This window comes from Aquidulcibacter sp. (genome assembly GCF_044346625.1).
In the GTDB taxonomy this organism is placed as follows: domain Bacteria; phylum Pseudomonadota; class Alphaproteobacteria; order Caulobacterales; family Aquidulcibacteraceae; genus Aquidulcibacter.
This window is the reverse complement of sequence record NZ_JBIIYV010000017.1, coordinates 1-19616: the sequence shown is the minus strand read 5'-3', so window position 1 is coordinate 19616 and position 19616 is coordinate 1. Positions and strand designations below refer to the sequence as shown.

14 protein-coding genes are annotated in these 19616 nt (G+C 57.2%); 8 read left to right on the top strand and 6 right to left on the bottom strand.

The window, feature by feature from the left end; genetic code table 11:
• Positions 1–162: 162 nt before the first annotated feature.
• Both ACIQ20_RS06500 and gltB read left to right on the top strand, forming a co-directional pair.
• Positions 163–1620, top strand: a complete 1458-nt coding sequence (locus ACIQ20_RS06500; protein ID WP_395778561.1) for an NAD(P)-dependent oxidoreductase — start codon at positions 163–165, stop codon at positions 1618–1620.
• Positions 1621–1677: 57 nt separating this feature from the next.
• Positions 1678–6234 (top strand): glutamate synthase large subunit, encoded by a 4557-nt coding sequence (gene gltB, locus ACIQ20_RS06495; RefSeq protein ID WP_395778559.1) that lies wholly within the window; start codon positions 1678–1680, stop codon positions 6232–6234.
• 117 nt (positions 6235–6351) lie between these two features.
• On the opposite strand, the gene ACIQ20_RS06490 is transcribed toward gltB, so the two are convergent.
• Together ACIQ20_RS06490 and galK are read right to left on the bottom strand one after the other, a co-directional pair.
• Positions 6352–7368 carry a UDP-glucose--hexose-1-phosphate uridylyltransferase gene (locus ACIQ20_RS06490; RefSeq protein ID WP_395778557.1) on the bottom strand — a complete coding sequence of 339 codons (1017 nt, stop codon included), beginning with the start codon at positions 7366–7368 and terminating at the stop codon, positions 6352–6354.
• Positions 7365–8483: a galactokinase gene (gene galK / locus ACIQ20_RS06485; RefSeq protein ID WP_395778555.1), complete on the bottom strand. Its 1119-nt coding sequence runs from the start codon at positions 8481–8483 to the stop codon at positions 7365–7367. Before galK ends, ACIQ20_RS06490 begins: the two co-directional genes overlap by 4 nt.
• A gap of 50 nt (positions 8484–8533) precedes the next feature.
• Here galK and ACIQ20_RS06480 point away from each other — a divergent pair, with 50 nt between their 5' ends.
• The gene (locus ACIQ20_RS06480) at positions 8534–10474 is read left to right on the top strand and encodes a beta-galactosidase (protein ID WP_395778553.1); all 1941 of its coding nucleotides are present in this window, start codon (positions 8534–8536) and stop codon (positions 10472–10474) included.
• On the opposite strand, the gene ACIQ20_RS06475 is transcribed toward ACIQ20_RS06480, so the two are convergent.
• Positions 10467–11747, bottom strand: coding sequence for a bifunctional folylpolyglutamate synthase/dihydrofolate synthase (locus ACIQ20_RS06475; RefSeq protein ID WP_395778551.1), 1281 nt, complete (start codon positions 11745–11747; stop codon positions 10467–10469). The two genes, ACIQ20_RS06480 and ACIQ20_RS06475, sit on opposite strands and share 8 nt — an antisense overlap.
• Positions 11748–11751: 4 nt before the next feature.
• Positions 11752–12411: a Fe2+-dependent dioxygenase gene (locus ACIQ20_RS06470; RefSeq protein ID WP_395778549.1), complete on the bottom strand. Its 660-nt coding sequence runs from the start codon at positions 12409–12411 to the stop codon at positions 11752–11754.
• An 86-nt stretch (positions 12412–12497) separates the two neighbouring features.
• On the opposite strand from ACIQ20_RS06470, the gene ACIQ20_RS06465 reads away from it, so the two are divergent.
• Both ACIQ20_RS06465 and ACIQ20_RS06460 read left to right on the top strand, forming a co-directional pair.
• Positions 12498–13352, top strand: coding sequence for a hypothetical protein (locus tag ACIQ20_RS06465; protein ID WP_395778547.1), 855 nt, complete (start codon positions 12498–12500; stop codon positions 13350–13352).
• Between the two features lie 39 nt (positions 13353–13391).
• Positions 13392–13814 (top strand): metallopeptidase family protein, encoded by a 423-nt coding sequence (locus ACIQ20_RS06460; RefSeq protein ID WP_395778545.1) that lies wholly within the window; start codon positions 13392–13394, stop codon positions 13812–13814.
• 108 nt (positions 13815–13922) lie between these two features.
• Here ACIQ20_RS06460 and ACIQ20_RS06455 read toward each other — a convergent pair whose 3' ends face one another.
• The gene (locus tag ACIQ20_RS06455) at positions 13923–15188 is read right to left on the bottom strand and encodes an MFS transporter (RefSeq protein ID WP_395778543.1); all 1266 of its coding nucleotides are present in this window, start codon (positions 15186–15188) and stop codon (positions 13923–13925) included.
• A gap of 248 nt (positions 15189–15436) precedes the next feature.
• Here ACIQ20_RS06455 and motA point away from each other — a divergent pair, with 248 nt between their 5' ends.
• The 3 genes from motA (at position 15437) to mnmD (ending at position 18832) form a co-directional block, all read left to right on the top strand.
• The gene (gene motA, locus ACIQ20_RS06450; protein ID WP_395778541.1) at positions 15437–16306 is read left to right on the top strand and encodes a flagellar motor stator protein MotA; all 870 of its coding nucleotides are present in this window, start codon (positions 15437–15439) and stop codon (positions 16304–16306) included.
• Positions 16307–16603: 297 nt separating this feature from the next.
• Positions 16604–16882: a hypothetical protein gene (locus ACIQ20_RS06445; RefSeq protein WP_395778539.1), complete on the top strand. Its 279-nt coding sequence runs from the start codon at positions 16604–16606 to the stop codon at positions 16880–16882.
• 117 nt (positions 16883–16999) lie between these two features.
• Positions 17000–18832, top strand: a complete 1833-nt coding sequence (gene mnmD, locus ACIQ20_RS06440) for a tRNA (5-methylaminomethyl-2-thiouridine)(34)-methyltransferase MnmD (RefSeq protein WP_395778537.1) — start codon at positions 17000–17002, stop codon at positions 18830–18832.
• Here mnmD and ACIQ20_RS06435 read toward each other — a convergent pair.
• Positions 18780–19430, bottom strand: a complete 651-nt coding sequence (locus ACIQ20_RS06435) for a TetR/AcrR family transcriptional regulator (protein WP_395778535.1) — start codon at positions 19428–19430, stop codon at positions 18780–18782. The two genes, mnmD and ACIQ20_RS06435, sit on opposite strands and share 53 nt — an antisense overlap.
• Between the last annotated feature and the right edge of the window lie 186 nt (positions 19431–19616).

Here is a 19616-nt window from a genome sequence, read left to right as displayed (position 1 = left end):
TGCGCGACGAAGTGACAGATGAATGCGTCGCCATCAAATATATAGGTAAAGTATGTTACCTAATTGTGCGGTTTTGGCTTGGCAAGAGTTGGGTTTGTCTGTATCGGACCCGGACTAGGCGCAGCATGCGCGTCCCTGAATCTATGGAATTGCGAGAACATCATGGCCGAACGGCTCCTCAAATTCGTCAGCATTGACCCACAAACGCCCGAGAAGCGGCCCGCTTCTGCGCGTACGGCGGATTTTCATGAGATTTATGGTGAGTTCATCACGCAAAAGGCCAATGAACAGGCTTCGCGCTGCTCACAATGTGGTGTGCCATTCTGCCAAACGGGCTGCCCGCTGCAGAATAATATCCCCGACTGGCTGAAAATGACGGCTGAAGGTCGCCTTGAGGAAGCTTATGCGCTGTCCTCTGCTACCAATTCCATGCCTGAAATCTGTGGCCGCATCTGCCCGCAAGACCGCTTGTGCGAAGGTGCCTGCGTGATTGAGCAATCGGGTCATGGTGCTGTCACCATTGGTGCCGTCGAGCGCTATATCACCGAGACCGCGTGGGAGAATGGCTGGATTGAGCCGATCGTTCCGCCAAAGGAATTGGCAGAGCATGTCGGCATCATCGGTGCTGGTCCCGGCGGCATGGCCGCAGCCGAGGCCCTACGCAACAAGGGCTATCAAGTCACCATCTATGACCGTTATGATCGTGCGGGTGGCCTTCTCATGTATGGCATCCCCGGCTTTAAGCTGGAAAAAGAAGTGGTGAACCGCCGTGTGGAGCATTTGAAAGCCTCGGGCGTGAAGTTTGTAGCCAATTACGAAGTGGGGCGTGACGGCACACTGGCTGATTTGCGCGGCACCCATGACAGCATCTTGATCGCTATTGGCGTTTATAAGGCGCGCGCTTTGCCCTGCCCCGGCTCTAACGGTGCAGGCGTTGTAGAGGCTCTGGATTATCTGACCGCTTCTAACCGCACGGGTCTAGGCGATCAGGTGGCAGACTTTGACAGCGGCGCGCTCAATGCTGCTGGTAAGCGCGTGGTCGTGATTGGTGGCGGCGATACCGCGATGGACTGTGTTCGCACCGCCATCCGCCAAGGAGCCGCCAAAGTCACCTGTCTCTATCGTCGCGACCGCGCCAATATGCCAGGCAGCGCACGCGAAGTCAGCAATGCCGAAGATGAGGGCGTAACGTTTGAGTGGTTGGCTGCACCTAAAGCCGTGCACTCCAGCGATGCGGGCGTCACCTCTGTTCTCGCAGCGCGCATGCGCCTGGGTGAAGCCGACGCATCAGGCCGCCAAAGCCCTGAAGAAGTCGCAGGCGGAGAGTTTGATGTGCCTGCCGATCTGGTCATCAAGGCCTTGGGCTTTGACCCCGAAAACGTGCAGACCTTGTTCGACGAGCCTGCCTTGAAAGTCAGCCGCTGGGGTACCATTCGCGCCGACGCCATTACCGGTGAAACCTCCATCGCGAACGTGTTTGCTGCGGGCGATATTGTTCGCGGGGCCTCGCTGGTTGTTTGGGCAATCAAGGACGGTCGCGAAGCCGCCGAGCACATGCACACGGCGATGCGCAAACAGGCCCGCATGCGCGCCACCGCAGCCAAATTCGCGGCCCAGTAAGCCGCTTTTCACCTTGCAGATAAATAGAGGGCTTCGGCCCGCCAAAGGCACCATATCATGACCACTTCTTTCCCTCCCAGCGGCTCCAGCGACATCGACCTCTATCTGAAGAACCGGCAGATTTTGACCGATGGCCATGCCTATAATCCGGAGGATGAGAAGGATTCCTGTGGCGTCGGTCTTGTCTGCGCGCTCGATGGCAAGCCCCGGCGCGATATTGTGGCGATGGCCCTGAAGGCCTTGAAGAACGTTTGGCATCGCGGGGCCGTCGACGCAGACGGCAAGACCGGCGATGGCGCGGGCGTGCGGGTAGACGTACCGCAAGACTTTTTCCGCGAGCAAGTGGCCCGCACTGGCCACAGCCCCACCGATGATCCGATCTGCGTGGGCATGATCTTCCTGCCGCGCACCGATTTTGGCGCGCAAGAAACCGCGCGTACGATTGTTGAGCGCGAAATCCTGAACTTTGGCTTTTACATCTATGGCTGGCGGCAAGTGCCGGTCGATGTCTCGGTCATCGGCGAAAAGGCCAATGCGACCCGGCCAGAGATTGAGCAAATCCTGTTCTATGACCCCCGTGGTCGCAGCGCTGAAGAGCTTGAGCGCACCTTGTTCATCTGCCGCCGCCGTATTGAAAAACGCGCTTTAGCATCGAGTGTTTCGGGCTTTTATGTCTGTTCCTTCTCGTCCAAGTCGGTGATCTACAAAGGCATGTTCTTGGCCGAGAGCATCGATACCTTCTTCCCGGACTTGCAGGACGAGAAGTTTGTGTCGGCTGTGGCGATCTACCACCAACGCTATTCGACCAACACCTTCCCGCAATGGCACTTGGCCCAGCCCTTCCGCATGTTGGCCCATAATGGTGAGATCAATACCGTTAAAGGCAACATCAATTGGATGAAGAGCCACGAGATCCCGATGGCGTCTGAAGCCTTTGGTGACTATCAGGAAGACGTGAAACCGATCGTGCAAGCAGGCGGGTCAGATTCCGCCGCCTTGGACAATGTGTGCGAAGTCCTCGTCCGTGCGGGCCGTTCTGCCCCGATGGCAAAGGCGCTTTTGGTGCCAGAGGCTTGGGCCAAGCAAGAAAACATCATGAAGCCCAGCCACATGGCACTTTACGCTTATTGCAATGCGGTGATGGAGCCTTGGGACGGGCCTGCTGCTTTGGCGATTTATGACGGTCGTTGGGCGGTAGCCGGGATGGACCGCAATGGTCTGCGCCCGATGCGCTACTCGGTCACCCAAGACGGCATTCTGGCCGTTGGCTCTGAAACCGGCATGTGCCCGCTCGATGGCCGCATCATCACGAAAAAGGGCCGCGTTGGACGCGGGGAGATGCTCGCCGTCGATATGGAGAAGGGCAAACTTTATACCCACGAGGCCATTATCGACAAATTGGCCAGCGCCCACCCTTACGTCAAATGGAACTCCAACGTCGTTAATCTGGAGGCCCGCATCGGACCGGGGCCAGAGCCGAAACTTTATTCGCGTCAAGAATTGCTGCGCCGGCAAGTGGCTGCGGGTCTTACGCTGGAAGAATTGGAAGTCGTCCTCGCCCCCATGGCGGAAGAGGGCAAAGAGGCTTTGGGCTCGATGGGCGACGATTCCCCGCTGGCCGTGCTTTCCTCGCGCTATCGGCCATTGTCGCACTTCTTCAAGCAGAATTTCAGCCAAGTCACGAACCCGCCAATCGACCCGTTGCGGGAAGAGCGCGTGATGAGCCTGAAGACCCGCTTTAAAAATCTCGGCAATATCCTTGCCCAAGACGCGACCCAGCAAGATGTGTTTGTGCTCGACAGCCCGGCTTTGACCACGGGCATGTATGACCGCATGGTCGCCATGTTGGGGGCAGGCGTCGCCTTTATCGACTGCAGCTATGAGATGCCCGAGGACCCCGATCTTGCAGGCGCTGCTCTGCGCGAAGCGTTGGACCGGATCAAGGCGCAAGCCGAAGATGCTGTCCGCGCCGGTCAAAGCCAATTGGTGCTGACGGACGAGCATCAGGGCCCTGGCCGAATTGCGGCCCCGATGATCTTGGCCACTGGCGGCGTACACGCCCATTTGGTTGCCAGAGGCTTGCGGTCCTATTGCTCCATCACCGTGCGCGCCGCCGAATGCGTCGACACCCATTATTTCGCGGTTCTGGTTGGCGTCGGTGCGACCTGTGTCAACGCCTATCTGGCGCAAGAGGCGATTGCGGATCGTCATGCGCGTGGCCTCTTGGGCAGCCTGACCCTCAATCAGGCTGTCGTAAATTATAAGAAAGCGGTTGAAGCGGGCCTTCTTAAAATCCTGTCCAAGATGGGGATTTCGGTCATTTCCTCTTATCGCGGTGGCTATAATTTCGAAGCCTTGGGCCTGTCGCGCGCTTTGGTCGCCGACTTTTTCCCGGGCATGAGCTCGCGTATTTCCGGCATTGGTCTGCAAGGGATTGCGTTTAAAGCCCAAGCTATTCACGCCAGGGCGTGGGAAGAAGCCGTCGTCAGTCTGCCCATCGGCGGGCTTTATAAGGCGCGCGCCTCGGGTGAGCCGCATGCACTGGAAGCCGCTCAAATCCATCAGTTGCAGACGGCCTGTAACACGGGCTCGTACGCGGCTTATCAGAAATATGTTGGCCTGCTGAGCGGGCGCGCGCCGATCCAATTGCGCGACCTTTTGGACTTCCAAACCACCAGTAAGCCCGTAGCCCTGGAAGGCGTTGAGAGCCTGAACGAAATCCGCAAGCGCTTTAACACGCCGGGCATGTCGCTGGGGGCCTTGAGCCCAGAGGCACACGGCACGTTGAACGTGGCGATGAACCGCATTGGTGCCAAGTCCGTTTCTGGCGAAGGCGGTGAAGACCGTGAGCGCTATAAGCCCCTCCCCAATGGCGACAATCCTAACAGCGCGGTGAAGCAGGTGGCTTCGGGTCGTTTTGGTGTGACGGCGGAATATCTGAACCAATGCCGCGAGATTGAGATCAAAGTCGCGCAAGGGGCAAAGCCCGGTGAGGGCGGGCAATTGCCCGGCTTTAAGGTCACCGAAATGATCGCGCGTCTGCGCCATGCGACACCGGGCGTAACCTTGATCAGCCCACCGCCACACCACGACATCTATTCGATCGAGGATTTGGCTCAGCTGATCTATGATTTGAAGCAGATCAATCCCGAAGCGAAGGTTTGCGTAAAGCTGGTTGCCCAATCGGGCATTGGAGCAGTGGCGGCTGGTGTGGCGAAAGCCAAGGCAGATATCATTTTAATCGCAGGCAATGTCGGTGGCACCGGTGCCTCGCCCCAGACCTCGATCAAATTTGCCGGTATTCCCTGGGAATTAGGTCTGGCCGAAGCCCATCAAGTCCTGACGCTGAACAACCTACGCGACCATGTGGTGTTGCGCACGGATGGTGGTCTGCGGACAGGCCGCGATATCGTGATGGCCGCAATGCTGGGGGCTGAGGAATTTGGCATTGGTACCGCGTCTTTGGTCGCCATGGGCTGCATCATGGTGCGTCAGTGCCATTCCAACACCTGCCCCGTGGGCGTCTGCGTCCAAGACGAAGCGCTTCGTCAACGCTTTACCGGTACGCCGGAGAAGGTCGTCAATCTGATGAGCTTCATCGCAGAAGACGTGCGCGAAATCCTCGCCAGCCTTGGCTTTAAGACCTTGAACGAAGTGGTCGGTCGCACCGACCTGTTGCGGCAAGTCAGCCGTGGGGCAGCCAATCTCGATGACCTGGACCTCAACCCGCTTTTGGTCCGCGTCGAAGGGGCCAAGCCAACCCGCTTTGGCACCGATAAGCCACGCGTTGAAGTGCCCGATACGCTGGACGCCCAAATCCTGCGCGATGCCGCCCCTTTCTTTGAGCGGGGGGAGAAGATGCAATTGGCTTATGGCGTGCGCAACGTTCAGCGCGCCATTGGCACCCGTTCTTCCAGCGCCATTGTGCGCAAGTTTGGCATGGGCGCTCTGCCTGAAGGCCGCTTGACGGTGCGCCTTGAAGGGTCGTGCGGGCAATCCTTGGGTGCCTTTGGCGTGCAAGGCCTGACCTTGGACGTGGTGGGCGATGCCAATGATTATGTCGGCAAAGGCCTTTCAGGCGCGACGATTGTCTTGCGGCCGCCTTCTGGCTCTGGCCTCAGACCTGAGGAAAATGCCATCATCGGCAATACCTGCCTGTATGGCGCGACCTCCGGCATGCTGTTGGCCTCTGGCCAAGCGGGGGAACGGTTTGCGGTGCGCAATTCGGGTGCCTCAGCCGTGGTGGAAGGCATGGAGGCCAATGGCTGTGAATATATGACTGGCGGCTTGGTGATTTCACTCGGCCCGGTTGGTGACAATTTCGCGGCCGGTATGACAGGCGGAATGGCCTATGTCTGGGACCCTGCCAACCGCTTGCCCAAGCTGATCAATCCCGACAGCGTTGTCTGGCGGCGGATTGGTAGCCCGCATTGGGAAAGCCAGTTCACGGAATTGCTGGAACGCCATGTCAAAGCCACTGGCTCACCCTTAGGGCGGCGGATTTTGGATGATATGGCCAACGAAATCGGCAATATTTGGCAAGTGGTGCCCAAGGAGATGCTGACCCGCTTGGCAGAACCCTTGGACGCAGAGCCTTTGCAGGTGACCGCCTAGAGCAAATCTAGATTTGCTCTGATTTTGAATTATCGCGCAACTTTGATCCAAATGGATCAAAACGCTCTCTGATCTTAAATTATCGCGCAACTTTGATCCAAATGGATCAAAACGCGCTTAGTCGACCAAAACAGCCCGCAACCGCTCAGCGGCGGCCTCTGGTGTGAGGTCGCGCTGGGCCATGGCCAGCATTTCAAAGCCGACCATGAATTTGCGGACGGTGGCGGAGCGTAAGAGCGGCGGGTAAAAATGCATGTGGAATACAAAGCCCGGGGCCGGGGCCTGTGTCGGGCGCTGATGTAAGCCCATTGTGTAGGGGAAAGGTGCCGCAAACAGCCGATCAAAGCTGGCAGTTAACCGCCGCAAGATATCGGCCAGATCGCCTTGTTCTTCTGCGCTCAATTCATCCAAGGCGGCGACTGATCGGCGCGGCAGGACCAAAGTTTCAAACGGCCAGGCCGCCCAAAACGGCACCAGAGCGACAAAGTGGGTGTTTGCACACACGATGCGGGTGCCGTCTGCCAGTTCCCGTTCCAGATAATCGATCAAAAGGGGCGTACCGCTTTTGTCAAACCAAGCCGCCTGCCGTTCGACCTCAATCGCCAGTTCATTGGGAACGCTGGATGTCGCCCAAATCTGGCCATGGGGATGGGGGTTACTTGCCCCCATCATAGCACCGCGATTTTCAAAGATAGTGACAGAAGCCAGGTCGGCGCGCGCAGATAACTCTTTCCATTGCGTCGTCCAGACTTCTACGAGCGAGGTAATCTCTGCTTGCGTCATGCTGGCCATGGTTTTGGAATGGTCGGGCGTATAGCAAATGACGCGGCAAACACCGGTTTCAGGTTCTGCGATGAGAATGTTGTCGACGGGTGGGCTGGCTTGCCCGTCAGGACCCAAGAGCGCCGGGAAGTCATTGTCAAAAACCCAGACGCCGTCATAGGCGGGGTTAACCACCCCGCCGACCCGCGTGTTGCCGGCGCACAAATAACACGCCGGATCATAGGTCATTGCTTCAGGGGCTGCGGTGCTTCCCGTCTCACCCTGCCAGGGGCGACCCATCCGGTGGGGGGACACCAGCACCCATTCCCCGGTCAGTAGGTTTTGCCGCCGATGTGGCTTCTGGTCCGTCATAGAACCTCCCCGGCACCCGCTGAAGCCCGCACCACAAAGGCCCCGGGCCGCCCGCCAAGATACACAGAATAGGTTTCCAGAATGGCTTCCAGTGCCGTCGCGGCTAGGTCCGGTTCAACCAGGGCAATGATGGAGCCCCCAAAGCCGCCACCCATCATGCGCGCCCCATACACACCCGCTGTGGCCTGCGCCAAAGCAGTTAGGCGATCCACTTCAGGGGTTGAGACTTCCATATCGGCCGAAAGGCTGGCGTGGCTGGCGTTTAGAAGGTGACCTAGTTCCATCAAATCACCTTGCACCAAGGCGATTTCGGCGCGTTGGGTACGCTCAATCTCGGTGAGCACATGGCGCGCGCGCTTCAAGGGATTCCCGCTCAACTGATCGAGCGCACCAAGGTCGGTTACCCCAGCCAACAAAGCCACGCCCAAAGTGTGCGCTGCCGTTTCACAATCGGCGCGACGGCTGGCATAGCCGCCACTGGTGTGTTGATGTTTCACACCTGAATCGACGATCAGGAAGCAAGCCGTGGCGGGTAACGGGATTGGCTGATACGCCAAGGTTGCACAATCCAGCATCAGAGCATGGCCCTCGACACCACAGGCGCTGGCAAACTGGTCCATAATGCCGCAAGCCATGCCGACATAGTTGTTCTCGGCTGCTTGGGCGATCAGCGCGAGGTCCTTGCCAGTCACAGCACCGCCACTCAAGGCCAATCCAACGGCAACTTCGAGGGCGGCAGAAGAAGAAACGCCGGCCCCCATGGGGACATCTGAGGCAATCGCGAGATCATAGCCTTGCACCCCATGACCTGCATCGGCCAGCGCAAAAGCCACCCCGGCAACATAATCGCGCCAATCGCCCTGTTTTACAAAGTGATCCAGCGGCAGGTCGCCTTGGCCAAGGTCACTGCTGACTCTGAGAACATCTAACCCGTTTGGACGGGCCGCCACCCAACAAGCAAAGTCGATCGCGGCGGGCATAACCTTGCCGCCTGCATAATCCACATGCTCGCCAATGATATTGATACGGCCCGGCGCACGAAAAAGCCTTGGCGAGCCGCTAAAAGCATCCTTAAAGCGAGCGAGGGCAATCTGAGACTGAGGTGCTGTCGTCATGGCAACACCGCTAGGTCTATTTCGGCCCGCTGCCAAGATGGGACACGGACATGAAGTTAGGCGTTTGCTATTATCCTGAACATTGGCCCGAAGCCATGTGGGCCGAAGACGCTAAGCGCATGGCCGAAATTGGCATCAGCCAAGTGCGGATTGGCGAGTTTGCTTGGAGCAGGATTGAACCAACACCGGGTGTGTTTGAGTGGGGCTGGCTCGACCGGGCGATTGAAACCTTGCATCAAGCGGGCCTGCACATTGTCTTGGGAACACCGACGGCGACGCCACCCAAATGGCTGATTGATGCCCATCCAGATGTCTTGGCCTTGGACGCGCACGGCAGGCCGCGCCATTTCGGTTCCCGACGTCATTATTGTTTCTCAAGCCTGACCTATCGGGCCGAGTGCGCGCGGATTGTGGAGGCTATAGCCCGCCGCTATGGCACCCATCCTGCAATTGCTTCCTGGCAGACCGACAATGAATATGGCTGCCACGATACGATTATCTCCTACTCCAAGGCGGCTCGTGAGGGGTTTCGAACCTGGTTGGCAGCCAAGTACCCCTCCATCCAAGCCCTCAATCAGGCATGGGGCAATGTGTTTTGGAGTATGGAATATCTAAGCTTTGCGGAAATCGACCCGCCGGTCGAGACCGTCACCGAAGCCAATCCAGCCCACCGTCAAGACTGGGCACGCTTTGCCAGCGACGAAGTTGCCGCCTTTGACCGTGTACAGACAGATATTTTGCGGGCCCAGAGTCCGGGCCGGGATGTGCTGCACAATTATATGGGCATGTTCACCGCCTTTGATCATTTCAAACTGGGTGAGCAGCTTGATGTTGCCGCTTGGGATTCCTATCCATTGGGCTTTCTGGAACAGGCTTGGTGGCCGGACGTCACCAAGGAGCGCTTTTTGCGCCAAGGCCATCCAGACTTTACCGCCTTTCATCACGACCTCTATCGCGGCGTCGGACGTGGTCGTTGGCAAGTGATTGAACAACAGCCGGGGCCTGTGAATTGGGCGGCATGGAACCCTGCTCCCTTGCCCGGCATGGTGCGTGCTTGGACGTGGGAGGCTTTGGCCCATGGCGCTGAATGCGTTTCCTATTTCCGCTGGCGGCAAGCACCCTTTGCGCAAGAACAAATGCATGCGGGCCTATTGCGGCCCGACAGCGTGGAAGCAGAGGCCGCTGGTGAAGCCCGCCAGGTCGCCGCTGAATTGGCCGCTGTTGCCGGGGCAGCAACTACCCAAGCACCCGTCGCACTTTTGTTTGATTATGAAGCCATCTGGGCAAATCAGATCCAGCCGCAAGGCCGGGATTATCGCGGCCTTGAACTCCTCATCCACTTCTACAGTGCCGCGCGCCGCTTGGGCCTGTCGGTAGATATTGTGTCTCCAAGTGCAGATTTAGGCGGCTATCAACTGATCTTGTGCCCCTTGCAGATTTTCTGGCCAGAGGGCTTGAGTGCCAGGATCAAGGCCAGCGGGGCTGCTTGTGTGTTGGGGCCACGTGCGGGTTCTAAAACCGATGATTTCCAGATCCCCGCCAATCTTGCACCCGGTTTGGCGCAGGACTTGATCCCGCTGGTGGTGAACCGGGTTGAGAGCCTACGGCCGGGACATGTCGAACAGGCAGGGCCATTCAAAGTGACGCGTTGGCTGGAGCATATCCAGTCCGAGCTTGTCCCAGAGGCCTCTACCGCCAGCGGCCATGGGATTTGGTATCACACAGACATGGTGGACTATCTGGCCTGCTGGCCTGATGCCGAGCTCTTAGACACTTTACTGCGACGGCGCTGCGAAGAATTAGGGCTAGCCATATTTAGCCTGCCAGATGGATTGCGCTTGCGCCAGCGCGGCACGTTCTTGTTCGCGATCAATTATGAAGCTGAGCCAGTGCGCTTAAGCGATCATATCGTCGACGCGGAGAAATTCGACTACGTCATCGGCGGGCCGGACTTACCCGCAGCTGGCGTTGCAGCGTGGCGGATTAAGTGAGTTTTGGCCCATCCGCCAAAACATCCCCAGCCAGATAGAGCGAGCCGCAAATGAGCACGCGCGCTGGGCCTTCCGCCTGCGCCAAAGCGAGCTTCAGCCCATCCATCGGCGTGTCAGCAGGCGCGGCCTCAAAGCCCATGGCACGCGCGAGCTCTGCCAGTTCGGCGGGTGGCCGCCCGGCATCCGACGTTCGGATCGGCACGGTGATAACCTCGGGCTTGAGTGCTTGAAAGGCCTGGAAAAAGCCTGTGGGGTCCTTGGTCGCCAATTGACCGGTGATCAGCACCAAGCGGCGGGGGTCTTTGGCTTGCAAGCTTGCCATATAGGCAGCCGCGGCCGCAGCCCCATGGGGATTATGTCCGCCATCAAGCCAGAGCTCTGCCCCCGCTGAAGCTGCAGCTTCTGCAAACGGCCCTGCATGTAGGCGCTGCATGCGGGCAGGCCAGCTGACGTTTTGGACGCCCTGAGCGATTGCAGCCTCATCCAAACCGTACAAGGTCATGGCCACGACGGCTGCCCCAGCATTTTCAAGCTGGTGGTGCCCGGCAAGGCCCGGCAAGGGCAAGTCCAGCAGGCGGTCTTGGGTCTGCACAATCAGGCGCCCGCGCTCTGCATAGCAATCCCAATCGCGACCAAAGACCAAGAGTGGGGCGGCCAGCGCTTCTGCGCGGCGTTCAATTGCAGCCAAGGCTTCGTCAGCCTGACGCGACACAATGCAGGGCACACGCGGCTTTAAGATGCCGGCCTTCTCGCCCGCAATCTTGGCCAAGGTGTCGCCCAGCATCTCCTTATGGTCAAAATCAACCGGGGTGATGATGGTCAGCTTTGGCTTGGTGACAATATTGGTCGCATCCAAGCGCCCACCAAGGCCGACTTCCAACAAGGTCAGGTCGGCCATGGTCTCACTAAAGGCAACAAAGGCAGCAACTGTTTCTGCTTCAAAGACTGTCAAAGGGATCTGATTGCTTATTGCTTGGATCCGATGGCCAATGTCTAGCAGGGCCTCTTCGTCGATAAGCTGCCCGGCGACCCGCCAGCGCTCGTAAATCGAGACCAAATGCGGTGACGTATAAGCATGAACTGACAAGTTCGCGGCTTCTGCCATGGCGCGCAGGAACGCGACGGTGGAGCCTTTGCCATTGGTGCCTGCGACATGGATAACAGGCGGGATCAGGTCTTGCGGACGCCCGAAAGCCTCTAAAGCCGCCGCAACGCGGGCAAGCCCCAGATCGATCTTGCGCGGAAAGCTATAAAACAGGTCAGCGGCGTTCATGGGATTAAACTCGGCTCAACAGGCGTATCAGATTGGCTTCGGCCTTCTGTAGCGTCAGGCGCACCATGGGATCAACCTGTGGCACGCTGGCGAGGCTGGCGCGTACCTGGGCCAGATCAAACAAAGCTTCGCGGCCTTCTGCGGACAACACCCGGCTCTCGATCCAGCCAACAACGGCCAAGCGTTCACCCCGCGTGACGGGCTCAACCTCATGCAGTGTCGTTGAAGGATAAAGCACCAAGCTGCCCGCCGGCAATTTAATGGTCTGGCGGCCAGCGGGCTGTTCAACACACAGAGCGCCGCCGTCATAGCTGTCAGGCTCAGACAGAAAAAGCGTGAAGGACAGGTCTGATCGCACACCATTCATGTAGGCATTGTCGACATGCAGGCCATAAGCCATGCCGGGTTGATAGCGGGAGATCAGGATCGGCCCATAGGTTTTCACCTGTGCCGCAGATTGAAATACATCGTGGCGTTCAAGCGCGCGCTGGACAAATTCAATTAGCGCGTCTGCTGCACCACCCTTTGCTTGCTGGTTGTTCTTCACCGATTTCGCCAAAGCGCCAGCCGTGGCTTTTCCATCGACAAAAGACAGCGTTTCGATCTCTGAACGCGCGCGCTCAAGGTCTTCAGATCCCAGAATCTGATCCACAATGATCAACATCAGCACCCTACCTGCAAACGACTTGCATTTTCATCTAGCCTCGGCCACAATCACAAAATAGTGTTTTTCGCAGCAAGGAATTAGATATGATTGAGTTCAAGCCCCGCATGTGGACCTTGATGGGTGTCAGCGCAATGGCCTTGGCCGGTGCTGCGGCATGCCAACCGGGCGGCGAAGCTGGAACTTCTGCGGCAGACGGCGAAAAGGCTGCGGCCTCTAGCAAGGCGGGTGAAGGCGAAGGGGAAGGCGCAAAGCCTGCCCCCGCCCCTGCGGCTGCCCGTGCAGGTGGTGAAAGTGGTGAGGCCGGTGCTGCGAACGCCTATTCCAACGTGGACCCAGCTTCCTGGTTGGGCCTGCGCGTGAGCCATTTAGGTGGCTTCTTGTTGATTGCGCAGAAATCCTTTGCAGCTGGGCAGGTTGATGAAGCTTCGGTCCTGATCGCCCAAGGTCTGTTGGAAGTTTATCAGCCAGACGCCGCAGAGCTTGATAGCAAAGTCAAAGACTTGAAGCCGAGCTATGACGCAGTTGTGGCAGCCATTGATGGCAAAAAAGGCAAAGCTGAAGTCGAAGCAGCCTTTGCGAAAGCCTTCAAAGCGACGCAAGCCGCCCAAACCAGCGCAGCCGCCTCAGAGAGCGATGTGATCAAAGGCATGTTAGGGATTGCATCGGGGCTTTACAGCGGCGTTGTCCATCCAGACGGCAATGACCCAACGGAGTACCAGCACGCTTACGGGGCTGTTTTGGCAGCCGAGCAGGCTTTCAAAAGCGCGCAAAACAAACTTGCCGCCAAGGATGAGAAACGCACAGCGCAATTGGCAAAAGATGTGGTTGCCTTGGTGGCTTTGTTTCCAAGCGTGACCATTCCTGAAGCCCCGGCTGCAACCGCTGCCGTGACGGCCGCCGCCTCACGCGCTGAACTCGCACTTTCTGGGATAAAGTAGGGACTTTCGCGCGGCGACCTGCCTCCCCATATGGGGATAATGCAGAATTTCGCTTTCTCATCCAGAGGCTCATTCCCACGTGAACCCAGCCTCGATGATCTCTCCCTGATGGCAGAAGAAGCGTTTGCGCGCTTGCCAGAGCCCTTTCGTATTGCGTGCGGGCGGGTGGTGTTTCGTGTGGCTGAAGGCGCGGATCCCGCTACCTTGCACGGTCTTGGCCTGCGCCACCCATTACAATTGGCTGGCCTCTATCGCGGGGCAAGTGTCCGGGCAGATCTGGCCAACTCAGGATTCCTGCCACCGCCAGAAGTCTGGCTTTACCGGGCAGCCATTGTGAATGAATGGCGGACGCGCGGCGATGTGAGCCTCGAAGACATGGTCAGCCACGTGCTGGTGCATGAGATCGGCCATCATATGGGCCTCTCTGATGCTGATATGGAACGGCTGGAGGCGGAAGACTAAAGCGCGGTTTGATCCGTTCGGATCAAAGTTGCGCGTTAATCCAAAACGAGAGCGGTTTGATCCGTTCGGATCAAAGTTGCGCGTTAATTCTGAAATTAGGGCAAAGCCCTAAACCCCGGGCTGATCCGGCGGGCTTTCTTCCATCGGTGCGCCCACCAATTGTTTGCTGGTGAGGCCATAAACTGCCAACAAAAACAGCACCAATGCACAGAGGACAAAGGGTGCTTGGTGACTGACGAGCGCATAAAGGCCTGCCCCGAATATGGGTGCTACGACAAATCCAGCCCCATTGGCCGCGACCACCAACCCTGCAACACTGCCCTGATCATCTTGGCTGACGGCGAGTGAAGCTCCACCGGTAAATCCCGGGCGCGCCAACCCAAAGCCCAGCCCAACCAAGGCTTGCGCGACCGACAGCGTACCAAAACTATCCCCAAAAGCAGTCAAGGCAGCGCCCGCGCCAGTGATAAGACAACCCCAAACAATCAGGCCGCGCGGGGAGAGGCTGAGCCGTGGGATCAGAACCAATTGTGCGATGATTTGCGCCATCGCCCCGAGAGCCAAGGCGACCGCACTGAGTGTTGCCCCTTCTCGCGGCGTCACGCCCAGCCGGTCGATAAAATAGAAGGAGACTTGCTGAAACATAACCGCGGTAACAGCTGACAAAATCACGCCAAACAGCAACCACGGACGCACAGAAGGGTTGAGTGCCAACCGCCAAACCGAAGATGGGGCCGCCGATTTTTTAGCGGTCGGGGTAATTTCGATATTCGGCAAGAACAAGCGGGCCGATAAGGCGCCGATAATCGCCAAGATGGTGGTGGCGAACAAGGGTGCCAACAAGCCCATATTGGCAATCATGCCTGCGGCCAAGGCAGGACCGGCCGCAGACCCAAAAGCAAACGCAGAGGTGACGGCTGCAATCTCCCTGGTCCGAATTTCCGGTGTGGTGGTGTCGGCGACATAAGCCTGCGCAGCTGGATTGGTTGCAGAACCAAAAGCGCCAAAGATCAGACGCGCCGCCGCCAAACCCATAAACAGGGTCAGCCAGTGGAAATGGTCCATCAAACCAATCGCCGCAATCACGGTGAAGGCACCGGTCGATAGCGCATAAGCACTTAGACCCATTACAATCATCGGCTTGCGGCCCTTGCTGTCGCTCATGCGACCCCAAACAGGGCTCGTCAGCACCCAGAGAACAGCCGACAAAGTGAAGATCGCCGAAACTGACCAATCCGGCATACCGGTTTCACGCGCAATTGGCGGCAGAACCGCAAACAACATCGAATTCCCAATCCCAACAATTGCAAGGCACGCAAACAAAAGCCGGTAGGTCTGTTTGGGATTGTTTGGATTGTGACTTTGGTCGGCCATTGGGCGGCAGCTCGTTTGTGTTTGATTTAAGCCTGAGTGGAGCGGGCCAAAGCCTCGATGGGTCATTCCTCCATGCGACGTTTCTCGGCAAAGGCCAAGTAAATTCGGCATTTGATCGATCTATTAAAGACTTCAAAAACCTTTTTTGCACCGCCTGTTAAGTCTTGTCCTGTATGAATGGGGGCAAGCAGTTTGAGTGTCTGGTGCGACTTAGCACCGTTCGATTACTCCAGAATGGGTTAAGCACTATGTTTCTCGTAATCGGTCTCCTGATCGTTTTTGGCATGGTCTTTGGTGGGTTTGCGCTCGCCGGCGGCCACTTTGATGTTATTATCGCTGCAGCACCTCTCGAATTTATGATGATCTTTGGTGCCGCCATTGGCGCATTCGTGATTGGTAACTCGCTTGACACCATCAAAGCGACTGGCGCTGGCATCGGTAAAATTGCTGGTGGTCCAAAGTGGAAAGCGCAAGATTATCAGGATCTGCTGGTGCTCTTGTTTGCTTTGACCAAAACCATGAAGGCTAAGGGCGTTGTGGCCCTAGAAGCCCACATCGAAAAGCCAGAGGATAGCGCTATTTTCAAGCGCTATCCGAAGATTTTGAAGGATCACCACGCAACTGACTTCATCTGCGACACCTTGCGCATGATGACGATGAACTTGGATGACCCCCATCAGGTCGAAGCTGCGATGGAAAAGCAATTGGAAAAGCATCATCATGAGGCTCATGGCCCATCGCATGCCCTACAATCCATGGCAGACGGCTTGCCCGCTCTGGGGATTGTGGCGGCCGTTTTGGGTATCGTGAAAACCATGGGTGCCATCACCGAACCCCCTGCAGTTCTGGGTGGCATGATCGGTAAAGCTCTAGTCGGAACCTTTTTGGGCGTGTTCTTGGCCTATGGTATCGTTGGCCCGATGGCGACCCGTTTGGTCCAGGTCGTGGATGAAGAGCATCAATTCTATAAGATCATCATGGACGTTTTGGTCGCCCATTTGCATGGAAATGCTGCGCAAGTGTCGGTAGAAATTGGCCGCGGCAGCGTTCCTAGCTCGCTCGCACCGTCTTTCGCCAAGCTGGAAGAGGCCCTCAACAATATGCCAAACGACGCATAAGTGATCTAAATCGTCAGAAAAACTAGATTTACTTGTCGCCGATTTGACTTATGTTGTGCTTGCTGAATGATCGGCTGTTAATGTTAAGCGATTGATATTGCTTTTAGTTAACAAGGATTTCCACCCGCAGCAGCTATGCCGTTGCGGGTATGGACACGGCATTGTTACAGCAAAAACGCATAGCAGACTTGGCAAAAGTTGCTGATGTAACGCTATTGCTTCAGGACGAGACACCTTCTAATGAACCCGTTACTGCGCCCGAGACGAGGCGTTCAGGGCAAAGAAGGAATTTAGACAATGATCGAGCTCAAGAAGCTTTTCGCAGCAGCAGCAGTTGTTGCAGTTCTCGGCGTTTCCGCATGCGGCCAGCCAGCTGAAACCACCAACACCGTAGACGCAGCAGCTACTGAAGCAGCTAACGTTGTTGACGCAGCAGCTACCGAAGCAACCAACGCTGTTGACGCAGCTGCAACCGAAGCAGCAAACGTTGTCGACGCAGCAGCTACCGAAGCAACCAACGCTGTTGACGCAGCAGCTGGTGAAGCTGTGAACGCAGTCACCGAAGAAAAGAAGTAAGTCACTTACTTTCGCTTACGCGAAAGTAGATGCGCGAAAGGCCGCCCAATGGGCGGCCTTTTTGCGTTAGGGTCCTCTCAATCCAAGGGCTAGAACAATAGAGAGTGCCGAAACATCGTGACCACCCCTTCCTCACGCCTGCCCCTTGAGCCCGAAATCTCATTCGACGACAGTGGGCTGATCTTGGGTAAAGCCTTTCACGACAGCTATTTCTCTCGCGATAATGGCCTAGAAGAAACACGCAAAGTATTCTTAGAAGGGTGCGGTCTGCCTGAGGCTTGGCAATCACAGTCACATTTCATCCTTGCAGAACTGGGCTTTGGCACTGGGCTGAATGTGCTGGCAACTTGGAATCTATGGCGCAAAACCCGCCAGCCCGGCCAGATACTCCACTTTATCACCACCGAAGCTTTTTTGATGACGGCTGAGCATGCCGGGAAAGCCCATGCGCACTGGCCAGAACTGGCCGACCTTTCAGGACAACTTTTGGCGCGCTGGCCCGTTCGGGCTTTTGGCAACCAGCGCATCTGGTTCGAGGATGATGGGTTCTGCCTGACGGTCCTAGTGGGGCCCGCGCTGCGCAGCCTGCAGGCGATGGACTTTAAGGCGGATGCTTGGTTCCTGGATGGATTTGCACCAAGCCGCAATGCAGACATGTGGTCGCCAGAGCTTCTCCAAGAAGTGGCACGACTGTGCGCTCCGGGAGCCCGACTTGCGACTTACTCTGTAGCTGGGGCCGTCCGCCGTGGCCTTGAGGCTTGCGGCTTTAGCGTTAGTCGTCAGCCGGGCTTTGGCTCAAAACGCCAACGACTGGAAGCGGTTTGGCCGGGTGAACGAGAAAGCGCACCTGCCAAGCCAGCCTCTGTCCTGGTGATTGGCGGCGGCATTGCCGGGGCCGCAGCTAGCTTTGCTTTTGCGCGCAGGGGCGTTCGGGTTGAGCTGTTGGACGGGGACCCTTGCGGCCAATCCAAGGCCAGCCATAATCCTGTAGCTCTGGTCATGCCCCGTTTGGACCGTGGCGATACACGCGAAGCACGCTTTTTCCGGGCCGCGTATCTTTGCGCGACAAGCCTTTATGAGGGTGTGGACAGGGAGAGTTTTATACAAACGCAAGTTCAGGAATTGCCCGGCGATGACCGCGACCGCGTGCGACTCGACGACTTGGGCCAGAACCCACCCTTGCCGCCAGAACTTCTGAGCAGGCTTGATACTGGTGGCTTGCTTCATAGGACCGGTGGCTTGGTCTACCCAGACCGACTGTTGCCGAGCCTGACCCGAAATGCCACCCGGCACCCGGTGACGGCGGCCGCGCTACGCTATCAGTCTGGGCAGTGGCAGGCCTTAAATGAAGCAGGAGATGTTTTGGCTGAGGCGGAGGTTTGCGTTGTTGCCTCCGGCACGCAACTAGACCGGTTTGTAAAGCTGGACACGGAATTAGAAGGGCGCGCCGGGCAGATCAGCCTCGCTCAAATCAACGGTGTCTTGCCCGAAACCGCTTTGGCTGGTGGTCCCTATGCTGCGTCATTTCACAGCCAGCTCTTATTTGGCGCAACCTTTGACCCATGGGACTTGAGCCGATCTGAAAAGCCCGCTGTGCTAGCATCGGGCCATCAACGGAACCTAGACTCCCTGTCCAGCATTGCGCCCGAGCTTTCCGACCGCATCAATCTTGCCACCGCTTTCGGCCGTTCCAGCGTTCGCGTTGCCGCCAAAGACCGGCTACCGATTGCCGGTGCCGCTTCACCAAAGGCAAGTCAGGAGGGACCCGGTTTCTTTGTGCTAGGGGCGCTTGGGTCTCGCGGATTTACTACCGCGCATTGGTTGGCCGAGCATGTCGCGTCCCTCGCGTTCGGTGAGCCCAGTCCTCTGGAGCGGGACGTATCCGCAGCGGTATCCGCTAAGCGCTTTGAAGAGCGGCGTCATAGGGGTCAAACGCCCCGCCAACCTTAGAGGGATAAGCCGCCAATACGATACGCACAGCCTCGTCGGCAATGTGAACTTTTTCGGCTGACTTTCTCGCTGTCGCTCTGATGAATAGCCCAGACCAAATCGTCTGATGTTCGATATAGGCGCTTAACAGGCGAAAGGCTTCCTTGATAGGATGGGGATCAAGCAATCCCCCGGTTGCGCAGGCCTTTAGGGCGGGCATGCTCATCTGCTCAAGCGCAGACCTGAGTTGGCGACATATCGACCGCCAAAACGAAATCGGAATGGTGTTGTGCTCAAGTGGTGCCCTGATCAAGTCTCGAAACAAAGCCGCAGCACAAAGTTTTTGATAGTGGTCGGAAGCTTTCAAGAGCTGACTTACCCGATCGCCCTCGACGGCTAAAGGCCGGGTAAGTAGCTTTAGTTTATCAATACCATGTACCAGCACGGCGCAATAAAGAGTTTCCTTGGACCGAAACGCCTTATAAATCGAAGCCGTTGAGATTTCGCTGCGGGCGGCAATGTCGCTTACCTTCGTATTCACAAAGCCAAATTCGAAAAAGAGATCTCCTGCAACTTCAAGGATGTTTTCAATTTGTTGGGATCGCATCAAATCTTCCATGGTTTCTCCTAAACGGGGTTTTTCACAACCTTAGTAAGGTTAAAGTCGCATTTCTGTCAAAATTGCATCACTTAAGGGATCACGTCCCATTTGGTGGTGTAACACGCGGTGACAGCTAATCCCCCTGCGCAGCGCTCGTCACATAGCTGGCGGAGCGGGGGGATTGGCGGTTGGTCATTGATCATT

Coding starts and splice junctions, on each gene's coding strand:
- ACIQ20_RS06490 (WP_395778557.1), bottom strand. CDS start 7,368: ATGACGGACCAGAAGCCACATCGGCGGCAAAACCTACTGACCGGGGAA.
- galK (WP_395778555.1), bottom strand. CDS start 8,483: ATGACGACAGCACCTCAGTCTCAGATTGCCCTCGCTCGCTTTAAGGAT.
- ACIQ20_RS06445 (WP_395778539.1), top strand. CDS start 16,604: ATGATCGAGCTCAAGAAGCTTTTCGCAGCAGCAGCAGTTGTTGCAGTT.
- ACIQ20_RS06455 (WP_395778543.1), bottom strand. CDS start 15,188: ATGGCCGACCAAAGTCACAATCCAAACAATCCCAAACAGACCTACCGG.
- motA (WP_395778541.1), top strand. CDS start 15,437: ATGTTTCTCGTAATCGGTCTCCTGATCGTTTTTGGCATGGTCTTTGGT.
- ACIQ20_RS06465 (WP_395778547.1), top strand. CDS start 12,498: ATGATTGAGTTCAAGCCCCGCATGTGGACCTTGATGGGTGTCAGCGCA.
- ACIQ20_RS06460 (WP_395778545.1), top strand. CDS start 13,392: ATGCAGAATTTCGCTTTCTCATCCAGAGGCTCATTCCCACGTGAACCC.
- gltB (WP_395778559.1), top strand. CDS start 1,678: ATGACCACTTCTTTCCCTCCCAGCGGCTCCAGCGACATCGACCTCTAT.
- ACIQ20_RS06470 (WP_395778549.1), bottom strand. CDS start 12,411: ATGTTGATCATTGTGGATCAGATTCTGGGATCTGAAGACCTTGAGCGC.
- ACIQ20_RS06500 (WP_395778561.1), top strand. CDS start 163: ATGGCCGAACGGCTCCTCAAATTCGTCAGCATTGACCCACAAACGCCC.
- ACIQ20_RS06435 (WP_395778535.1), bottom strand. CDS start 19,430: ATGGAAGATTTGATGCGATCCCAACAAATTGAAAACATCCTTGAAGTT.
- ACIQ20_RS06475 (WP_395778551.1), bottom strand. CDS start 11,747: ATGAACGCCGCTGACCTGTTTTATAGCTTTCCGCGCAAGATCGATCTG.
- ACIQ20_RS06480 (WP_395778553.1), top strand. CDS start 8,534: ATGAAGTTAGGCGTTTGCTATTATCCTGAACATTGGCCCGAAGCCATG.